Here is a 21,449-nt window from a genome sequence, read left to right as displayed (position 1 = left end):
TTCAATCCAGGGAACTTGCCTCACGTCCCAACAGAAGTGCGGTATGCGCATTTAATATCCGTCCGGTCGCTGAAAGTTCTTCAAAATTGACGAATACATCATCCCCGATATCCACTTTCCTATGGACACGGTTTCCGCTTATCATGAGAATGGTCTTGACCTGCCTATGGTCAAGGTCGGGATATTGTGACCAAAGAAGGGCCGCTACACCGGATGTCAGGGCACAGGATAGGGATGAGCCCCCTACGGTGAAGTAGGGTCGGTCACCCGAATTGGTGGTGAGCATACGTTGTCCTGGCGCGAACATGTCCACATTTTTACGGCCATAGCTTCCCCAGGAGGTCTTGGGCCATTTAAAGGATTTTCCCGAGGCCCCGACCCGGAGAAGGTTTGTGGCCAGTTCCGGTCCATTTCCGGGGTTGTCGATCGGGTATGGTGAATTTTCCTTAACATCAATATCCTTTGGGACGTTACCGGCCGCCGTTACTACCAGGACACCATGTTCCTCCGCATACTTGATCGCGTCCCAAATGAAATCGGGCCGCTCCACAAAATACTTTCCATGGCTATAATTGATGATCTTGGCGCCATTGTCTACGGCATACCGAATGGCATTGGCCAAATCCTTGTCCGTTTCATGCCCACGTTCGGGAAAGATGACCAAGGGCATTATCCTTATGGCGTTGGAAACCCCTTTGATGCCAGTGCCATTGTCCCTAGTGGCCGCGATAACTCCAGCTACTTGGGTCGCATGGGTGATCCAACCCTCCGGGGCATCGACAATGGGATTTCCCCTGATATCGGAAAGGTCGTAAATATCATCCCCTATCAAGGCCCGTGGTATGGTATCCAAATTTGCGCAGACTATCTTTCGCATCTCCCCTTGGTTTTTGAAGTTTTCCATCAACGAGGGGTACCATCCATAGTATGCGAAATCTTTTGCTATCGGCAATAGCTCTTTTTCCCTTTCGGTCTTTGGTTCCATGGAATCCAGGGTGGATTCATTGAAAAGTCCCGTTATGGGATCATAGGCCGCTTCAAATAGTTTGGTGGACTCCCTGAAGTTAACCAATTCTTCGGTGTAGTAACCAAGTTCGCCTTCAATATCCGGTATATCGGCTTCCATTAGTTCCAATGCCCTTCTGTAGACCCGGTTCTCGATGGAATCAGTATCTTTTATCAGGGTACTGTCCAATCCCTCAAATTTTGGGGAAAGCCTCCTTATTGCCCTCACATAGTCATAATTGGCAAATTGGAGGGTCTTTCCATCTCCGTATCCCAGATAGTTCCATCCATGGACGTCATCCACATAACCGTTCCCGTCATCGTCAATTTGGTTATTTGGGATTTCATCCCCGTTCACCCAAAACTGTTGTTTTAGATCTGGATGGTCTAGGTCAATGGGACTATCGATAAGGGCCACGACAATTTCCTGACCATTGGGTCTGATGGTTGCCCTATAGGCCTTTTCCAAGCTTATACCGGGAATGGAGTCCAGTTCCCGGTCAAGTAATTGCCATCCTGTTTGTTCGGAACTTTGATTTTGCCTTTTCGCACAGGCTTGGGATGCTCCTATAATCAGTACTATAAGTGGAATGGTCAGGGTTTTGTGTATCCTCGTCATAAAGTATGGATAATAGTTTTTAAATGTTCAATTGATTACATGTCCCTATCCTTTCTTATTGTCCAACCACCATCACCACCTCCCTGGATTTTCTCTGGTCTGGACAGTTCCATAATCTTGAAGGTTTCCAATTTCAGATCTTCATGTTTCTTTTTTTCTTCTGATTTTTTCATGATAGTATATTTAAGGATTAACCTCCCAAATCTATTCAAAGAAGTAATGTACATGAAAAGGGGATTGGGCACTTTCCCGAAAGTCGGAATGCCCTTTTCAGGAACTGGAAGTCCCTTTTCGGGAATTGGGACCTGAATGCTCTTGCAATAGTTGGGAAGATGTCTTTCCCAATAACCTTTTACAGGCTTTGTTGAGTGCCTTGTTACTGGTATATCCACACTGCTGGGCCATGGCATCGAGGGTATATCTTTTCACAAAGGTCGGGTCGACGGTAAGTTTTTGGATAAAGTGGTCGATACGCAAGGTGTTGATATAGGTCGAATAGTCCTTTCCGGCATGTCGGTTGAGATACAGGGAAATATATTTGTTGTTGGTGCCCAACGTTTCTGCCACTTCCTTGATGGTAATGTTGGGCTTGAGGTAAAAGTTTTCGGATTCAAGTCCTGCAAGTCCATCCGAAATCTCGTTGATCTTGTCCTTTGTCAATACAATTTTACGACTCTGTACCTTTTGTGTACTCCGATTATGGCCATGAACCATGGAGTCGTAAAATCTATTCATGGGTTTATATTTCCTGTATATGAAATATAGAAGTACAACAAGTACTACCGATATCAGACCATAGATCAACTGCTCGTTCTTTCTCTTGTACCTTGATCGCAGCATCTCACGTTCTTGCACCAGTTGTGGCATATCGTAACGCTTGGTCAGGTTCTGGTTGATATACTTGAAGTTCCCACTGGTGATACTGTCTATCATAAGTAAAGTGGTGATATGGCGCAACTCACTTTCACTGTCCCCGTTACTTCTGGCCTCATCCAACAGCATTTCCCAAGCGCCCCTTGTCAAGGGATATAGACTTTCCGGGTGCTCCTGGAAGAGCAGATCTACCTGTTTCATTTCATGGAGCGAACTGTCCCTAAGGTTAAGGCCTTCAAAGCTCTTTCCCATATAATAATGGACAATGGCCTGTCGCATGGCGTCATCGTTGTCCTTAAAAAAGAGATTGGACCTTTTCAAGTTCACCAATGCCTTTTTGTACTCTCCCAGTCCATATTGGTTGGCGCCAAGTATGGAAGTAAAATAGGGTCCAAAATCCTTATTGTCCTCCTCTAAAGATGATAGGCCTTGGTCCACCAGATCCATGGATTTTATAAAATCCCCATTTTGATGGTGGGCCACGGCAAGGGAAAAAAGTGTGCCGAGATAAGAGCTTTCTTCTCCATCGGTTTTGTATTGTTCAAGAAGGTCATTGTAAATATTGATCGCTCCCTGGTTATCGCCGATCAGGATTCGTATAAGTCCAATGTTATCCTTAACTAAACGACTCAATGAAACACTATCTACATCTTTGTCCAATAAACTTTGGCACAACAAATAATTGTCAAGGGATGCTTTGTACAATCCTTTATCATAATAATTCCTGCCATGAAGGAAATGGGCCGTTGCGATGTACTTTGGATCGTTTATCGATATGGCTAACGAATAAAGGCTATCCGTATAAATTTTTGATTCTTGCTTTTCGGTGGTCAGTGCCTTCAAATGATAGGCTTGTAGATAGAGGTTTGGGCTTCCGGATATACGGGCTCGTTTATACAGTTCTTCAGTATAAGGATGGATACTGTCAGAATAAGTACGCCAGAAGTAAATGGCCTTTAGATGGAGGGAATCAAGGGTTCGGTATTGCAACTGATTACCACCCTGTGACCAAGCAAAGGAACTTATCAAAATTAATGTAGTTGTTTTTATCATTGATAATTATTGAATAATATTACATCCCTAAACAGAGCAAATTTCTTTTCCGTTACATATTCCCATTCTTGAATGATCGGATTCTTCTTTTTAGGTACGAATCGTACCAAGTAATTATAGAAATAATCCAATTTCCAAACTATGACAATAGTTTACTTCATAAACCTAGACTTGCAATTTTCTAATAAAGCAATATGGACTTCAGAATTTTACCACTTAGGCAGGTAAATAACTAATAGGCAATCATTTATTGGTATTGATTGATGATTCATCAATGGATTCATTTCATTGGTGTTTTACCCTTTTAATCTCCAAAGCTTTTAGTGCATCATCATTTCTTCCAGTCAACACTACACTCTTATTCTCGACTTTTAGAAAAGCTGCATCTTTTACGTTCCCCTTGACCATTAAACCTGATAACGATGATGATAAAACATCAAATGAACCGTCTCCATTCCCTAATAGCATATGTCCATAACCAGCATCATTTCTAGGGGTCTCCACTTCTGATTCATAAAGGTTTCCAAACGCTAATAGGTCATAGTGTTTATCTTTATTAATGTCAAGGACAAGAATTGCGTTTATGGATGAAACTTGGACCTCATTGGAAAATGGTATAAATTCAAAATATTCTTTCTTATTTAAAAAAATGCCACTCCTGAATTCTGTTGCCGTATATTGAATGCCTTCATTGAGTTTTTCTCCATAGACATCTTCAAGCGTTGCTTTTCCAAAGGCATCATATGTCTTAAATTTTTTCTTGATAAACGGCATTTGATTGGATGAACACTCCCTACCTCTAAGGGGATAAAGTTGGTCTCTTTCTTGATAACCAAGTACAATATCTGGATCTTGGTTTTCATCAAAATCGTTTACGTAAAGTCGGAAAGGTTTTTCTTGAGATGACTTGTATTTATAGTTCAAACCAAGATTTCCAGCAATGATATCCAAATAACCATCACCATCAACATCCTCAACTTCAATACTGTTCCACCAACCTAAATAGTTGCTTAATTGGTATTTCTCTGTTACATTTTCAAAGCGGTTTTCTTTATTTAGATAAACTTCAATTGCACCCCATTCATTGGAAACTATCAAATCTAATTTGCCATCCCTATCCAAATCTGACCACTCTGCATCCGTTACCATGGGGTATTCCAATAAAAAGGGGAAATCGGTTTCGGTGATATCAAGAAAAGAAAGTGAACCCTGTTCACTTTGGTTTTCCAAAACCCAACTTTTGGAATATTGTCCATAACCACCTGGTTTCACCCTACTACCAACAAAAAGATCCAAGTCACCATCTCCATCAATATCACCTGAGGCGATGGCTTTTCCACTAATAGTAATTACTGGCAAAACATTTTTCTTAGAAGTAAAGTTTCCATAACCATCATTGGCATAGAAACGATGATGGTAATGATCGGACGTCAACGCTTTATCATTTCCCCCGCTAGCCAAATAAAGATCTAGGTCACCATCCTTATCGGCATCAAAAAAGTGTGCCCCGGTATCTTCATAAATAGAATCTTTTTCAATGGCTAAATTTCTTTGGGCATAAAATTTTCCATCTTCATATTGCAGGTAGATTCTTGATTTTTGATTCTTGGCTCCACCAATAAAAAAATCCTCCAAACCATCTCCATTTACATCACCAACTTCGATTGATGGCCCTTGAGTGGACATTTTATGAGGAATCAAAATCTCCTGTGCGAAATCATCAAATTCATCTTCTTTATGTCTAAAATTGATGCCCAGCGTAGCTGTAATATCTCGAAATTCAAATTGTTTAGAATCGGAAACAACATCGTTATATGGAATAGAATTATCCAAATCATAACGAACAACAAGTTTTTGATTCTTTATTGGATTTAGCACCCTTTGACGTTTTCCTTCGGGCCATAACACAATCAGGGAATCAATTTTTTCAATGGCGCCTAGACCAAAATGTACAGGTCCTGCCGACGCCGATTGAAATCCCCTAGTAAAATGATGCTCTTGTATCTGTTTTTGTCCGTCAATGTAAATTTCCAGCCTTGTGCCCAAACCATTCTTGTTTCCATCAGGACCTGAGAGTTGTACATCCAAAAAGTCCCCCCCAAAATCATTGCGATACAAAAAGACTTGGTCCTCAGAATTATTGACCACAACATCCAAATCCCCATCATTATCGAAGTCGGCAAAAGCAGCTCCATTTGAATTGGAAGGCAATTGTTTAAAGGATAACTGTTTAAAAGTCAGATCTTTGTTGTTGACAAAGAAAAAATTCTCTTTTTTTCGTTCTGGCATTTTGTCTAACATATCCTTCATGTACGCTTCTTTGTCCAGAACTCCTTTTGATAAAGCCTCCAATTGTTTTTGTTTTTTATAGGTGTTAAAATCGTTGTTTCTAAAATCTCTTTTAACACCGTTGCTGACGAACAGATCCTTATGACCATCATTGTTCATATCAAATATAAGTGGAGACCAGCTCCAGTCGGTTGTAGCTACGTTGGCCAACTGTGCTATATCCGAAAACATAGGAACTCCATTTTCATTAATACCGTTATTAAGTTGTAGTGCATTGTACATATATTGATTGTGCAGACCCAACCTTACATGATCAAAAAAACGTTGGGTATCCATTCCGCTCATGCTGGTCTTTTGGGTATAGTTGTCACTTGCCATCATATCCAATGACATAATATCAAGGAACCCATCATTGTTGATGTCCGCCATATCAGTGCCCATTGAGAAGTTTGGAATATGTCCGAATGCCTTTAACGATGTCTCCCTAAACGTTCCATCTTGATTGTTTAAGTAGAGATGGTCCTTTTCCGAATAATCATTGGCGGTATATATATCAGGCCAGCCATCGTTATTGACATCACCTACCGAAACTCCCAGCGTAAAACCTAGAGGATTGCTAATAATGCCTGCTTCATGGGTGACATCGACAAATTTTCCGTTTTCATTTTCATACAATTTTTCACCTGCATGCTCCGAATTTTGTTCCAATAAACCGGCAATAGCGGTGTCAGCTGGAACATCCAATCCATGGTTGATCAAAAACATATCCAAATCACCATCCCTGTCATAGTCAAAAAAGGAGGCCTGGGTAGAGTAATGCGGAACATCCAAGGCATATTCATGGGCCCTTTCTTCAAAAACGGGGACTCCATCTTCTCCGTTTCCCAAGTTGACATAGAGTTCATTCCGCAATTGGTCATCCACTTTTATCCTACCGGATTTGGAGATATAGATGTCCATCAACCCATCATCGTTGATGTCCACCACGGTCACTCCGGTGGGAAAACCAGGTTTTCCTTTTACCCCTGATTTTGCAGTTACATCTTTGAAGATTAATTCTCCTTGGTTCAAAAACAATCTGTTCTCGCGAATGCTTGAGATAAAATAGATATCAATCAAGCCATCATGATTGAAATCCGCAGTAGCCAATCCAGCACCGTTGTAATAATATTGATAGAAGAAGCCGTTCATATAGGTGTTCTCTAAAAGCCTGTTATTGAAGTTCAGTCCTGTTTGCTTGGCATTTAGCAGGGTAAACGCCTTATCTTCCGAAACTTTATCTATACATCCAACCACAATAACCACGGCTAGGATGCACAGGATTTGCCAAATACTAATTTTCATAAAGCCATGAATGGATTTAAATAAACAAGGGCAAGATGGATTTACCTTGCCCTTGATCTAAAAAAATAAACTAACTAACTCTAACTATAAACTAAGTTTATTAATATCCCGGATTTTGCTCCAAAATTCCAGGTATCAATTGGGCGGCAGGTTTAGGCAATAACCTATTGTTCTCTGAAACATTTGGGTGCAGGTCTTGGTTCACCTCAATGACCATCTCTTTTCGAACAAGGTCGAACCAACGATTGGCTTCAAAGGCCAGCTCCCAGTTTCTTTCTTCTATAACTGCTCCATCAAAATCACTTTGTGACATTCCTGAGGACAATGGTGTTAGTCCAGCTCTTTGACGAACCTCATTGATGGCATCCAAAGCCGCTTGTGAAGGCCCACCTTCAGCCATATTGGCTGCCTCGGCATACATTAACAAAACGTCAGCATACCTTAATACAACATTGAATCCCTCTCCATCGTCATTCACAGTATCTCCCGCATCTCGATATTTTGCCATATGGGGTTGGACTCCGGCATCTTCCCAACTTGTTCCGTCAGCAAAGACAGAAGTAAAGGTTGCATCTTTTCTCGGTCCATCTGGAAAGGCATTGAAAAAACGATCTTCACTATAAAAATCGCCCCATCCACCTTCTCCATTGCCCCAATGCCTAGAGGCAATATGCATATGGCTGCCGGAAATACCGTCAGCGGCAATAGAACCGTAAAAAGCAAATATAAACTCTGCATTTGTAAGTTTGTTGGCCTCCAACCAAAGGTCATTAAAATTGGCTTCCAAAGAATAAATTCCCATATCCATTACCTCTTTAGCTTTATCCCTTGCCTCGGCATATTTGGACGCATCTTTCAATGGCCAGCCCGTCATGGTCAAATACACTTTGGCCAAGAGGGCTTTGGCAGCACCTTTGGTAGGTCTACCTCGCTGTTCAAAAGTATCAGGAAGTTTTGCTTCGGCATCCTTCAAATCTGCTATAATGGATGCATAGATTTCTTCTACAGTAGCTTGCGGTAAGTTTTCAACATCTCCTTGATTTTCGAAAGTGGTCAGCTGGACTTCTCCAAACCATCTTACCAAGAAAAAGAAATCCAAGGCCCGAATAAATTTGGCCTGACCTTCGAGTTCTCCAAGACGCTCCTCACTAATGTTTTCAGCATTTCCCAAGTTGCCAATGATGGCATTAACATTGGAAATGGATTGATAGAGCACTTTCCATATGCCAGCAATCGTAAGTTCTTGAGAGTTCGGATTTAAACGGTCCAAATTTGCAAAAATATCCGCATCTGAGCGCACATCCTCTGCTCCAGAGCATAAAATTATCGGATATCCATAATCCCAACCTTCATAACCCGCGTATAATGGACGCATTGCCCCTGTTATTGCCGCTTCAAATTCACTTTCAGTAGTAAAAAAAGTATTGGGGTTCAACAAAGAAGGTGGGTTTTCCTCCAACTCAATATCGGCACATCCTACGGTTAGGACTAGCGCTGTTAGTGTGAGAATAGCACTCTTGACATTCATTTTCTTTATATTTATTTTCATAGTCTAAAATTTTATATCCAATCCAAGGGTGTACCTCTTTTGTGAAGGGAACGAGGCCAGATCAATCCCCGCAAATGTGTCCGATCCTCCAGAACTGTTGGACTCAGGATCAAATCCCGAGTAATCTGTGAACGTAAAAAGATTCGTTCCCGAAGCGTAGATTCTTGCAGAAGAGACTCCTATGGCATTTGCAACCTTTTGCGGAAAATTGTACCCTAGAATAATATTCTTGATCCGTAGATAAGAGCCATCTTCTACCCATCTATCCGAATTCCTTAAATTCCCCAAAGCATTATGACCGGGAACATCAGTATCCTCATTTTGAGGGGTCCAAACGTTCAAAAGTGATCTTGCCGTGCCATTATCTCTTTCTTCCGTACGCAATCTTGCTATGTTGTAGAGATCGTTTCCTTGGACCCCAATAATCAAAACATTCAAATCCAAGTTTTTATATTTAAACGTATTGTTGATACTATACGTAAAGTCAGGTAAGGCATTCGCTATGTTTACGATGTCTTGATCATTTATTTGACCATCATTGTTCTGATCTACATATTTTGGAGAACCTGGCGCGACACCATAGGCAGCTGCCAAAATAGCTTCATCGCTTTTCCAAACCCCATCATATTCAAAGCCTCTAATAAGACCAATAGGTTCACCTACTTGGAGCCATACAGAATCGCTAAGCCCCGGGAGGCCTGCTCCTCCCAATGGAATTTCGGTTTCGCCACTATTTAATGACAACACTTCGTTTTCATTTTTTGTAAATACCAGTGTACTGTTCCATTGGAAATTATCGTTCCTTACTGGACTCACATTTAACAACAGTTCAATACCCTTGTTTTCTACTTCACCAGCGTTTACCAATTGTGTTTGAAAACCAGATGCTTGAAGAAGTGCTCTTTGCAAAAGCAGATCGGTGGTATTCTTTTGATAATAATCCGCTGTGAGCGCCACTCTGTTATTAAACATCGAAAGCTCCAATCCTAGATTCCATTGTTCTGTGGTTTCCCATTTTAAATCGGGATTGGGTGCTTGTGTTGAAAGATTGATTCCATTGTTCAGTCTATCTCCATCAAATGAAAAATTTGAACCTGTAACAAGCTGTGCCAATGACTGATATGGGCCAATTGCTGCATTGCCCACTTCGCCATAACTGGCTTTTAGCTTTAGGTTATCAATAGTTTTTGAATCGGCAAGAAAATTTTCTTTGGAAATGTTCCATCCCACTGCAACCGAAGGAAAAAAGGCTCTTTTATTGTTTTCAGCAAATACGGATGCTGCATCCGATCTTCCCGTGATGGTCAATAGGTATTTTCCATCAAAAGCATAGTTCAAACGCCCCATAAAAGATTCCAAAGATTGTTCCTCCCGAAAAGAAAATGGTATACCTGGAGTGGATCCCAAGCTCAAATCATTATAGGTGACAGCATTTGTGAGAAAACCTCTTGCACTGGAAAAGTTACTGTTGGATTTGATTTTTTGTTGCTCATATAGCCCTGTCAACTTAAACTCATGCTTTCCCAAGTCGAATTCGTACGTAAGCAGATTTGTGTTTTGAAAAGTTGTAAATTTACTATTGGCTATCGATGCCGTTCGGTCATCCTCATCTCCGTTTATCACCCTTTCGTTCAAATAAAAATTCTCCTCATCATCAATAAGTTGGTAGGAACCAGTGATTGTTGCCGTTAAGCCCTTGGCCAACTGATATTGGACACTTGGGTTAAGGATCAATCTATTGGAATAATTGTCCCTTATAGGTTCAACCGCCAGTGCAACAGGATTAAATTCATCGTTTGGCCCAGCACCTCCACCAGGTTGTGTATAAGTCCCATCTTCATTAAATATGGACTTGGTAGGCGAAAATCTAGCCGCTGCAAACATTGGGCTTCCTTCGGGTCCCCGTGCATCTAAAATAATTGGATTGTCTTTGGATAAATTAATGAACGAATTAAGTGTAAACTTCAAGTTTTCATTAAGATCAATTGAAATATTTGGTCTAACCGAAAAACGCTTGAATTGAGACCCTAGAACGATTCCATCCGTTTGGAGGAAATCACCTGAAATACTATACGCCGTATTTTCCGTTCCTCCGCTTATGTTAACATGGTGGTTGTACGTTGTACCTGTTCGAAATATAGCATCCTGCCAATCCGTTCCGCCACCTGCATCGAATCCTGCAATTTCCTCATCGCTAAAAACAGTGGGTAACGACCGTGTTAATCTGTTTTCGTTTATATATCTGGCATATTCTCCTGGAGACAACAAATCCAACTTCTGTCTTACCTCATGTATGGTCACATAGGTGTTATAGGTCAAGGTTGGCTTTCTTTCCTTGGCTCCTGTCTTGGTTGTGATCAAAATGACACCACTTGCACCCCTTGATCCATAAATAGCCGTGGCGGAAGCATCTTTCAGAACTTCCATTGATTTAATGTCATTCGGGTGGACATCTCCCATATTTGCCCCTTGCACACCATCAATGATGATAAGAGGATCACTACCCCCGTTTATAGAACTCACACCCCGAATCCGTATTGAAACACTGGCGTTGGGCGATGCATCATTATTATTGACCTGTACTCCAGCAACCTGTCCTTGCAAAACCTCATCGGCCCTGGCAAGTGGAATGCTCTGGAGCTCATCCACCTTCACAGAGGCGACTGCACCCGTGATATCACTTTTCTTTTGGGTACCATACCCGACAACTACAACTTCATCCAGTTTAGCAACATCTTCTTCCATGCTTATCTGTAAGTTACTTTCACCATTTATATTCACTTCTTGGGAAAGAAAACCGATATAACTGAATACCAACACTCCATCGGAAGGAGCGTTGATCGAAAAGTTTCCATCAAAATCGGTAGTCGTTCCGTTGTTGGTGCCCTTGACCACAATGGAGACCCCTGGTAAAGGTTGGGCATCACTCTTTGAGACGATCGACCCATTTACAATTTGCTGTGCAGATGCTATCGAAATGGTACTCAACAGCAGCGACAGGCATATTATCAATCTATACATCATTTTTTTGGTTTGGTTATAAAATTTCTACGTTAAAATCTTTGGTTGTACTGTTCGCAAGTTCACCGCAAACATTATCTGGTATCGGATCATACGACCATGCGTCTCCTGTTACAACTCGCATTCTAATGGTTCCTTGAACTGCATCTGCAGGAACATCTATGGTCGAATTGAATGGTCCGTCATTTAGTTGACTTCCCAAACCAAAAACCAGAACTTGTTCTCCATCGTCCTCAAAATCACCATCACCGTTCCAATCGACCCAAACCATTGTTCGGGACCAATTGTTGGACTGGACCACTTCCAATGTAAAACTGGCACCAGCATTTAAACTTAAATGTTCGTCAGTGAAAAACTCATAATTTCCAGATGGCTGACCTCCTGAATAATTGATATTTGTGTCCCCACCTGTTGTGGTCAAAGAGTCTGCATTGTAAGCACCTGTTCCGGATGCTTGGCAATACAGCACACCAACAATTTCAACATCAAAATCTTTAGTGGTACTATTCGCTACCTCCCCACAAGGTGCAGCCGAAGGTTCGGTGGTCCATGCATCTCCGGTAAGCACCCTCATTCTTACCAATCCTGGTGAAGCATCGGCGGGAACATTAATTGTAGCATTAAAAGGGCCGTCATTTAATTGGGCCTGAAGTCCAAATACGGCAACTTGCTCCCCATCATCCACAAAATCCTTATCTCCATTCCAATCGACCCATACTACGGTCATTGACCAATTATTGGATTGTACTACGGAAAGATCAAAAGATCCTCCCGGAGCAACTTGGACTTTTTCACCTTCATAGTAATTATAATTTCCTGAGGGTTGGGTATCGGTATTATTAAGGTTTTGGCCTCCCCCACTTGTTTGTACCGTATCTGGATTATAACTCCCCGTGCCCGAAACCGAACAATATTGGAATCCAAGAATAGCAGGGTTTCCGCTAACATTTATTTCAACAGAAGCCGTTTTACCACCTTCAACAGTGGTAGCGGTAATAGTTGTAACCCCTGGAGCAATAGCTGTAATCAATCCATCGACAACACTGGCTACACCAGAATCACTAGAAGACCATTCTAAATCTTGAATACTTGCATCCGCAGGTGTAAACACAACATTATATTGTGTTTGGGCTGGATCCGCCATCATCTCTTCCACAAACTCAATAGATTCGACCTTGGTTATTACGTTGATTGCAACTGTTTGTTCAGCTCCATTATCTGGCTTAGCCGTTAAGATGGCCTCTCCCAATCCCATACCCATTACTCCGGCTACCAAACCACTTTCATTAAATTGGATTTGGGCAACATTCTCATCACTGGAGGACCATGTTACTCCATCATCTGTTGCATTCTCGGGTGATTTAGATACAGTTAGTGTATGCACTTCACCAATACCCAGTTGAATATCAGATCCGTTTATCTGAATTCCTTCAATGGGAACCGAAAGTTCATCTTCCTCACAGGAAAGAATAAGTCCGACCAATATGGGAAGGACCAAGAATAATTTTTTGATTTTTCCTTTCATAATTTCAAGAATTTTTCAAGTTAGTTAAGACTGTTAGGTCTAGCTCGTTAATTTGAAGCAAGGTATTTCTACCATATATTAGAAACGTTGAAATAAATAGGAAATCTAGGGGGGTATTTTCGTATTATAGCTGATATTCAGCTTTTAAGCAGGGTTTAAATGAAAAGTCCTACATAGACCGCTCATAAATAACCAGCGGGTCTTATTATGAATAGTCCTTGGAAAATTCAGAAGGGTTTTTTCCAAATTTTTTCTTGAATTCTTGACTAAAGTGCTTGCGATCCGAGTAACCTACCATAAAACTGACATCAGCAATCGCAAAATTGTGCTGTTTAAGAATTTGAGCAGCGCGTTTTAACCTAAAGTCCTTGATAAAAGCTACCAAGGTCATCCCTGTCAACGCCTTAATTTTCTTGTAGATTCCTGAATGGCTCATCGCCATATCAAGAGCCAGTTCATCTATATGAAATTCTGGATTGCTCATTTTATCCTCCAATACCTTTTGGAGTTTTTCCAAAAATTGCTGATCGGGAGAATTTAAAGCAATTTCCTTTGGATTCAACAATAGCTCTTTTGAATAGCGGTCGCGCAATTTCTTCCTAACCTCCAATAGGTTTTTGATTCTGGCCCTTAACACGCCTTCATGAAAAGGTTTGATCAGGTAGTCATCCGCACCTGTCTCATATCCCTCCATGATACTTTCAACCATATCTCTGGCCGTGAGCAATATGACTGGGATATGGCTTGTAAGTACGTTTGTTTTTAGAGTGTAACACAACGTTACACCATCCATTTCGGGCATCATGATATCTGATAATATGAGATTGGGAAGGTGTTCCATGGCCAAATCAAGTCCCTTTTTTCCATTTTCTGCTGTAACTACCTTATATTCTGTAGAAAGCAGGTCACTTAAAAAATCCCTCAGGTAAGTATTGTCCTCAACGATAAGTATTTCAGTTTCCTTGTTGGCAATTGAGGCATGTTTTGCCTGCCCCTCCACAAAAGAGCGAGTACCTATCTGTTCAACATCCTCGGCTTCAAAATTCAATTGTGAAGCATCAAAAAACTCTTTCCCCATAGGCAATCGAATCTTGAAAGTACTGCCATGGCCCAATGTACTATTGGCCTTTATCGTACCATGGTGCAACTCAATGATATCCTTTACGATGGACAGACCAATACCAAAACCAATTTCACCATCCGAAGCTTCTTCATTCTGATAAAAACGATTGAAAATATGGGGGAGTTTATCTTCGGCTATTCCAGTTCCCGAATCCTTAACCATGATTTTGGCAAAATTATTTTTGCTTCCTACCAGAACTTCTATCCTACCATTTTGTGGGGTAAACTTAAATGCATTGGTCAGCAAATTATAAACTGTTTTTTCCAGTTGGACTTTATCGAACCATACTAAAACTGTTTTATCCTCGGGAGTGAATACATATTCGATATCTTTTGAAATCGCTTGTTGGGAAAAGGCAAGGAATATCTCATGCATAAAAGTGACCAGATTGTTTTGGCTGATATGCAACTTGATATTTCCAGTTTCCAACTTTCGTATGTTCAGTAACTCATTGACCAAGGTCATCAATCGGCTCGCGCTGTGCCTTACGGCATTAATCCTATTTTGTTCATTGGCATTGAAGTTTCCCTTAAGACTATTTAAAGTACCCATGATTAGGGTCAACGGTGTTCGGATTTCATGCGATATGTTGGTAAAAAAGCGCTGTTTCAAACGATGGATCTCATCCTCTTTTTCACGTTTTAATTTCTCGGCGCGAAGGTTGTTTTTTATCTCGGCCCATTTTAGTGTATAAAATCTCATACTCCATAATAGTGCAATAAATGTCAGGGCATATAAAAAATAAGCCCATGAAGTTTTCCAAGGTGGAGGTTCAATCTCTATCTGTACTGATCTAACATCATTTGTGCCGTTTTCCAAATTTGAACTTGATGGCCTTGCCTTAAAAACATACTTGCCAGGTGAAAGATTAGTATATGTCACCGTAGTCTGTTCGCCTATCAATCTCCATTCTTTCTCAAAACCTTCCATCAATACTTCTAATTTGTTATCTGTCGATTTTGGAAACTGAAGAGAAGCCAAACCAAAGGTTATTACATTTTGATTGTATTTCAGATTGATGTTTTTGTTTATTACCATGTTCTGGTCAAGAACACCTTCACTAGCTGGTATCTGACTTTTATTGAATAATTTAAAATCAGTGAACACCAATTTCGAGTATTCATGGCTTACTAAAGGAATTTTTGTATTTATTGCTATGATACCCATAATACCTCCAAAATATGCTGTCCCACTTTCATCTATGAAGGCAGAATTTATATGGAATTCCATGTTGGTATTTGGAACGAGTTGAACAGAGTTCGTATTGGGATCAAACCTAAATATGCCCTTTTTGGTTCCTAACCAAAGTATTTTAGACTGATCCTGAAGAATACTTACAACAGTATTAGAATTAAGCCCATACCCAATATCAAAATTTTTAAAAGTGGTATCTTCCTTGTTGAACTTTGAAATCCCTTGGTTTGTGCCTAGCCAAAGTATATTTTTTTCATCTTTAATAATCGAGTAAACATAATTATTACCTATTGAGGTACTATCGCCTTTAATAGTCTGAAAATTTTCGAATACGCCATTATCCTTATAGAACTTATTGAGTCCACCGCCTTGTGTGGCGATCCATAAATAAGCCCCATCATCAAGAAGCGAAACAACGTTGTCACTACTAATGTAATTTCTATCGCTGTTACCTTGTCTGTAGTTAAAGAATTCTTCACTTCCAGAATCAAAGTAACTTAAGCCACCCCCCCAGGTAGCTATCCATAAATCCCCAGAAGGCAATACTACAATATCCCTAACATCATCAAACGGCAGTGAATTCTGATTGTTTTTTTCTCTTTTAAACTTCTTTACAATACCTTTACCCTCATCAAAAAGGTTCAAACCATTAGTGAACGTTCCAATCCAATATTGAGTTCCACCAGCAGGTTCAAAACATTGAACAAAATAGTTTCTCATACCAGCAAATTGTCCTTGGCTAAATTTGACAACTTCAAGATCATCCTCATTTAATTTATTCAAACCCTGACCATCCAGACCCAACCAAAGAAAAGCGTCCTTTTTAAATATTGATAAGACAGGATTGGAATCATATCCTTTTCCATCACTATAAAAAATATTCAAATTTTCTGTCCCCTTGTTCCATACACTTAGTCCTCTCCATGCGGTGCCTATCCAAAAATTACCTTGCTTGTCTTCAAAAAGTGAGGTAACCGTGTTTCCTTTAATAGAATTTGACAATCTATCATCCTTCAAATAATGTTGCAAAATTTTACAATCTGGTGAAAGCTTATATAATCCATTTCCATCAGTACCCAACCAGATATTGGATTCCTTATCTCTCCAAAACTTTCTAACAATCGCCGGAACCGTTTTGGATGAATCAAATACTTCAAAAAGAGAATTTTTCATTTGATCGATTCCAACAAGGCCATCTCCATTGGTTCCGAGTAAAATACTATCGGAGTTAATACTAATTATGTCCAGAATATAATCTGGTAACGAGTTACTACCTTTTTCTGTAATCAAATATTTATTAAAGGACTTTTGTTCCTTATTGAAACAAAAGAGTCCAGCTCCATTTGTACCTATCCAAAAAACTCCCTTTTTATCCTGATATATACATAGTATATCATTTGCCCTAGGCGTCCTGTAACTTTCAACCGACTCGTTTAGATATGTTACAAAAGTCTTGCCTTTTTCGTCAAAGTAGCTAAGCCCCTTATCCGTTGCTGCCCAAATTCCACCTGAACTATCCTTGAACATTTTATTGACCACATCGGAGTTCAATTTTTGTTCAGCAGATCCCGATTTCTCGTAAGATATGAATGTGTCACTTGCCAAATTATATAGGTTCACCCCACCTCCATTTGTGGCAATCCACATACGCCCAATATCATCAATCAAAATATCGGAAATATAATTTTCTGAGAGATTACTGTTGCTTTTGGAATAAACCTTGAAGCTTTTACCATCGTAACGGTTCAAACCATTTTTAGTTCCAATCCAAATAAAACCAATACTATCTTGGGCGATTGCTGTAACTCTTCCATTCGATAGTCCCAGTTCCGTACTTAAACCAGTAAACTCCATTTTTTGCTGTCCCGCTATCGGAATGGAACAAAAACTGATAAAGAGAAAAAGTATGTAAGTGACTATAGTTTTCATAAAAACCTCTAACCGCCCCTGATTATGGCTATCTGTGCTTAATTGAAAGTGTACATTGCTATGTGCTGTTTTTTATCAATCCAATCAACTCTAATAATAGTTTAGCTCCTCTTTTTCTTGCATCTTCTATTTTTAAATAACCCTTTTGGTCATCTTCAAAAATCACCCAAGGAATATGAGTATGGCCTAACAAAACCCTCTGTTTTCCTGCCATTTCATGATTGCCTTCTAATCCTAAAATAATCATTCCATCAGAATACCCAACTATTGACCGAAACAACTTCGAGTTCGGCAATTTGAAAAAATCATATTGTCTCACTACCAGCCTATAACTAGATTTTGTCAAACTATTCTCAATTCCTTCAATTAACCCAGAATACTTAGGCAACTTATGTCGCGGAAACATAACTGCAATTGTATCAAATTTTTGACCTCTAAGCGCAATGGCTTGTTGATTTGGAATGTAATTATAAAATTTTGCCAACCTTTTGATCTTAATCTTTGTTTTCTTACTAATATCGGCATTGTCATTGAGAGCTTTAGACACTGTTGAGGTTGAATATCCTGATAACTCTGCGATTTGCTTTAAGTTAACCACGGCTATGAAATTATTTATAGGGTTTGATCAATTCAAATATTTCATTGCGTATTGCCCGTAGCCCATCTTTTGTTTTATGTTCGGCATATAATCGTATGATGGGCTCAGTATTTGACTTTCTTAAATGAACCCATCCTTCGGGATAATAAATCTTCAATCCATCTTTCTCATCAATTGAAGTTCCTGTATTCTTATTTTTTAGACAAGAAAACAATTCTTCAAGATTGACTTCCTGGGACAACTGAATTTTTTCTTTTCTCATCAAATAGTTAGGTAGTTCTGAAACCATTTTGGAAAGTTTCTTTTTTGATGTAGCCAAATGGGACAATAACAAAGCAATCCCCACCAATGCATCCCTACCATAATGCAATTCAGGGTAAATTATCCCTCCATTGCCCTCACCCCCAATAACAGCTTGGTTTTTTTTCATGACCTCAACCACATGGACTTCCCCTACTGGGGAATCCTTGAACATTACCCCATGTTTTTTGGCAATATCTTTCAAAGCCATTGTTGAGGACATATTGGCAACCAATGCGCCCTTTTTTTTGGTGAGAACATAATCGGCAGCCAAAACCAAGGTATTTTCTTCGCCGATTGGGGTACCTTCATCAGAAACCAGAGCCAATCTATCAACATCTGGGTCAACGGCAATACCAAGGTCTAGTTTTTTTTCCTTGACCAAATCCCCAAGACTTCCCAAATGCTCATTCAAAGGTTCGGCCACCCTCTCAAAATTTCCATTTACTGTATCGTGTATCTGCTCACTTCGCCTTACTCCAAGCTTATCCAATAATCTTGGTACTGCGATGGCGCCCACTGAATTCACGGCATCAATACCGATAGAGAATTGAGCATTCATAATAGCATCCATATCGACCATTGGCAATTGTAGTATAGCATCTATATGTAAATCAAGATAGGAATCACTATTGCTGTACTTTCCCAGCTCAAAAGTCTCGACAAAATCGAAGTCCAATTGTCTCGCAAGTTCTAAAATCAAATTACCTTCTGACGCTGAGATGAACTCTCCTTTACTATTCAAAAGCTTCAATGCATTCCACTGGACAGGATTATGGCTAGCGGTCAAAATAATACCTCCCTGTGCCTGCTCCATGGGTAAGGCAATTTCGACGGTTGGAGTAGTGGCCAATCCCAAATCGATCACATCTATACCCATGCCCATCAATACACCCGTGACAATCCGATTGACCATCTCACCAGAAATTCTGGCATCCCTACCTACTACCACTTTTGGGTTTGGAGAAAAGGATCTTATCCATTGCCCGTAGGCCGCAGTAAACCTTGTGATGTCCGAGGGGGTAAGACCATCTCCTGAAAGGCCTCCAATGGTACCTCTAATTCCTGAAACTGAAGCTATCAATGACATAAATATTACTTAAAAGTGATATCTTACAAAAGCTTCCATCGCGGCGTAACTAGCAAGTCCTAGAGCCTTGTATTTTTCTGCTGTGTCCTTATTACGATCTTCCGCCCTTACCCAGAACTCCCTTGAATCCTCGCCTTGGAACATAACACCGTCCTTTTGGGTCTGATGAAAGAATATGGCTTTGCGCTTTTTCAAAACTTGTGCAGGACTCATAGGCACCGCCATCTCTATTTCGTGGCTAGCCCATTCATGCCAGGCTCCACGATACAACCATACCCAGCAATCATTCATAAAAGGCTTTTCTTTTAGCTGTTCCAAGGAAGCGAATAACGCATCAAGGCAGACCCTGTGCGTACCATGGGGATCCGCCAAGTCTCCAGCAGCATATATTTGATGGGGACGTATAGTTTCAATAATACTGTTCATAATTTCAATATCGGCCTCTCCCAAGGGGTTTTTCTTGATGGAACCGGTTTCATAGAAAGGTAAATCCAAGAAGTGCACCTGATTGTCTGGTATGCCCATGTACCTTGTGGCCCCTAAGCTCTCAGCTCTCCTTATATTCCCTTTTACTTTTCGTACTTGTTGGCTATCAAAGTCCTCGTCCGTTTTGACGTGAATATCCTTTACTACCTTAGAGAAAAAACCTCCCTTATTAAGGCTTTCAGCTATTTCCGCCACTTTAAGTGCCTCGTGATCCGCCACCGCTATATTGCCCGAGGTTTGGTAAGCTATATGAACTTCATGGCCCTGTGACACCAAGCGATCAAAAGTTCCACCCATGGAAATGACATCATCGTCTGGATGCGGACTGAAAATGATGACTCGCTTTTTTGAAGGCTCCGACCTTTCGGGCCGGTTCGAATCGTCCGCGTTGGGCTTACCTCCGGGCCATCCTGTTATGGTATGTTGCAACCGATTAAAGGTCTTAATGTTCAACTCGTACGAGGATTGCTCCGAGTTTAACAAATCAGACATGCCCGAGTCATTGTAATCTTTGTCCGTTAAGTGCAAAACAGGTTTGTTCTTCTGAAAACTGAGCCAAACAACGGCCTTATGCGTAAGGTTTTCAGTCCACTCACAGTTCTTTACCAACCAAGGAGTATCAATTCGTGTTAGACTGGCGGCAGCTTCCTTGTCAAGGACAAAAGTTACATTTTGATGTTCTTGAAGATAAGTTGCGGGTATTCTGGAACTGATTTCACCTTCAACCGTTTCCTTAACTATTTCTGATTTATTCTGTCCCCAGGCCAGCAGGACAACCCGTTTGGCCTTTTTTATGGTACCTATTCCCATGGTAATTGCCTTTCTAGGCACATTCTCCAAGCCTTTAAAAGCAGGTGCGGCATCCACTCTGGTAATGTGGTCCAAAGTAATTTCACGGGTAGCTGAGTTGTAGTGAGATCCCGGTTCGTTGAAACCGATATGACCAGTCCGGCCTATTCCCAATAGTTGAAAATCCAGCCCCCCAGCTTCTTTAATCATTTTTTCATACTCCCTACAAAAAACCTGTACGTCATCTTGCGAGACCGTTCCGTCTGGAATATGAATATTTTCTGGCTTGATGTCCACATGATTGAACAAGTGTTGGTGCATAAAATAGTGGTAACTCTGAATATTGCTTCTCTCCATGGGATAATATTCGTCCAAGTTGAAAGTGACCACATTTTGAAAACTCAAACCTTCTTCTCGGTGCATTCGCACTAGTTCTTCATAAACCTTAATCGGGGAAGAACCTGTAGCCAGTCCAAGCACACATTGATGGTTCTTCAATGCTTTTTTCTTAATTAATTCGCTTATCTCCCTGGCTACCTCCAATGACCCTTCCTTTGAATTATTGAATATCACATTGTGAATTTTTTCAAATCGGGTCTCCTCAAACTGCCCTGCAGGTTGGTGAGTAATTGATTTTGGCTGAATTATTGCTTCCATTTCAA

At 40.5% G+C, this 21,449-nt stretch carries 11 protein-coding genes; all 11 read right to left on the bottom strand.

The features are described from left to right. Window position 1 precedes the first annotated feature (1 nt). The 11 genes from CRO15_RS06540 to nagB all read right to left on the bottom strand — a co-directional run bounded on the left by CRO15_RS06540 (window position 2) and on the right by nagB (window position 21,444). Window positions 2-1,624, bottom strand: a complete 1,623-nt coding sequence (locus CRO15_RS06540) for a S8 family serine peptidase (RefSeq protein WP_097045014.1) — start codon at window positions 1,622-1,624, stop codon at window positions 2-4. 35 nt (window positions 1,625-1,659) lie between these two features. Beyond that, window positions 1,660-1,797: a hypothetical protein gene (locus tag CRO15_RS19725; protein ID WP_165769927.1), complete on the bottom strand. Its 138-nt coding sequence runs from the start codon at window positions 1,795-1,797 to the stop codon at window positions 1,660-1,662. Between the two features lie 97 nt (window positions 1,798-1,894). Beyond that, complete coding sequence (locus CRO15_RS06535) at window positions 1,895-3,550, bottom strand: helix-turn-helix transcriptional regulator (protein ID WP_097045013.1); 1,656 nt, start codon at window positions 3,548-3,550, stop codon at window positions 1,895-1,897. A 285-nt stretch (window positions 3,551-3,835) separates the two neighbouring features. Next, window positions 3,836-7,183: a VCBS repeat-containing protein gene (locus tag CRO15_RS06530; RefSeq protein WP_097045012.1), complete on the bottom strand. Its 3,348-nt coding sequence runs from the start codon at window positions 7,181-7,183 to the stop codon at window positions 3,836-3,838. Between the two features lie 100 nt (window positions 7,184-7,283). After that, window positions 7,284-8,732 carry a RagB/SusD family nutrient uptake outer membrane protein gene (locus CRO15_RS06525; protein WP_097045011.1) on the bottom strand — a complete coding sequence of 483 codons (1,449 nt, stop codon included), beginning with the start codon at window positions 8,730-8,732 and terminating at the stop codon, window positions 7,284-7,286. Window positions 8,733-8,735: 3 nt separating this feature from the next. Then, the gene (locus tag CRO15_RS06520; RefSeq protein WP_097045010.1) at window positions 8,736-11,756 is read right to left on the bottom strand and encodes a SusC/RagA family TonB-linked outer membrane protein; all 3,021 of its coding nucleotides are present in this window, start codon (window positions 11,754-11,756) and stop codon (window positions 8,736-8,738) included. A 13-nt stretch (window positions 11,757-11,769) separates the two neighbouring features. Continuing rightward, entirely contained in the window at window positions 11,770-13,278 is a 1,509-nt protein-coding gene (locus CRO15_RS06515; RefSeq protein ID WP_097045009.1) for a GEVED domain-containing protein, read from the bottom strand. A 205-nt stretch (window positions 13,279-13,483) separates the two neighbouring features. Further along, a complete protein-coding gene (locus CRO15_RS06510) occupies window positions 13,484-17,524 on the bottom strand; it encodes a hybrid sensor histidine kinase/response regulator transcription factor (protein ID WP_097045008.1) in 4,041 nt (1,346 codons plus the stop codon). Window positions 17,525-17,582: 58 nt separating this feature from the next. Then, a complete protein-coding gene (locus tag CRO15_RS06505; RefSeq protein WP_165769926.1) occupies window positions 17,583-18,122 on the bottom strand; it encodes a LacI family DNA-binding transcriptional regulator in 540 nt (179 codons plus the stop codon). Window positions 18,123-18,132: 10 nt separating this feature from the next. Next, entirely contained in the window at window positions 18,133-19,512 is a 1,380-nt protein-coding gene (gene glmM, locus CRO15_RS06500; protein ID WP_097045006.1) for a phosphoglucosamine mutase, read from the bottom strand. A gap of 9 nt (window positions 19,513-19,521) precedes the next feature. Further along, entirely contained in the window at window positions 19,522-21,444 is a 1,923-nt protein-coding gene (gene nagB, locus CRO15_RS06495; RefSeq protein ID WP_097045005.1) for a glucosamine-6-phosphate deaminase, read from the bottom strand. Window positions 21,445-21,449: the final 5 nt, after the last annotated feature.

This window comes from Flagellimonas pacifica, assembly GCF_900215465.1.
In the GTDB taxonomy this organism is placed as follows: Bacteria; Bacteroidota; Bacteroidia; order Flavobacteriales; family Flavobacteriaceae; genus Flagellimonas; species Flagellimonas pacifica.
Note: the sequence above shows the minus strand (reverse complement) of the source record. Positions and strands in the feature narration are given on the sequence as shown.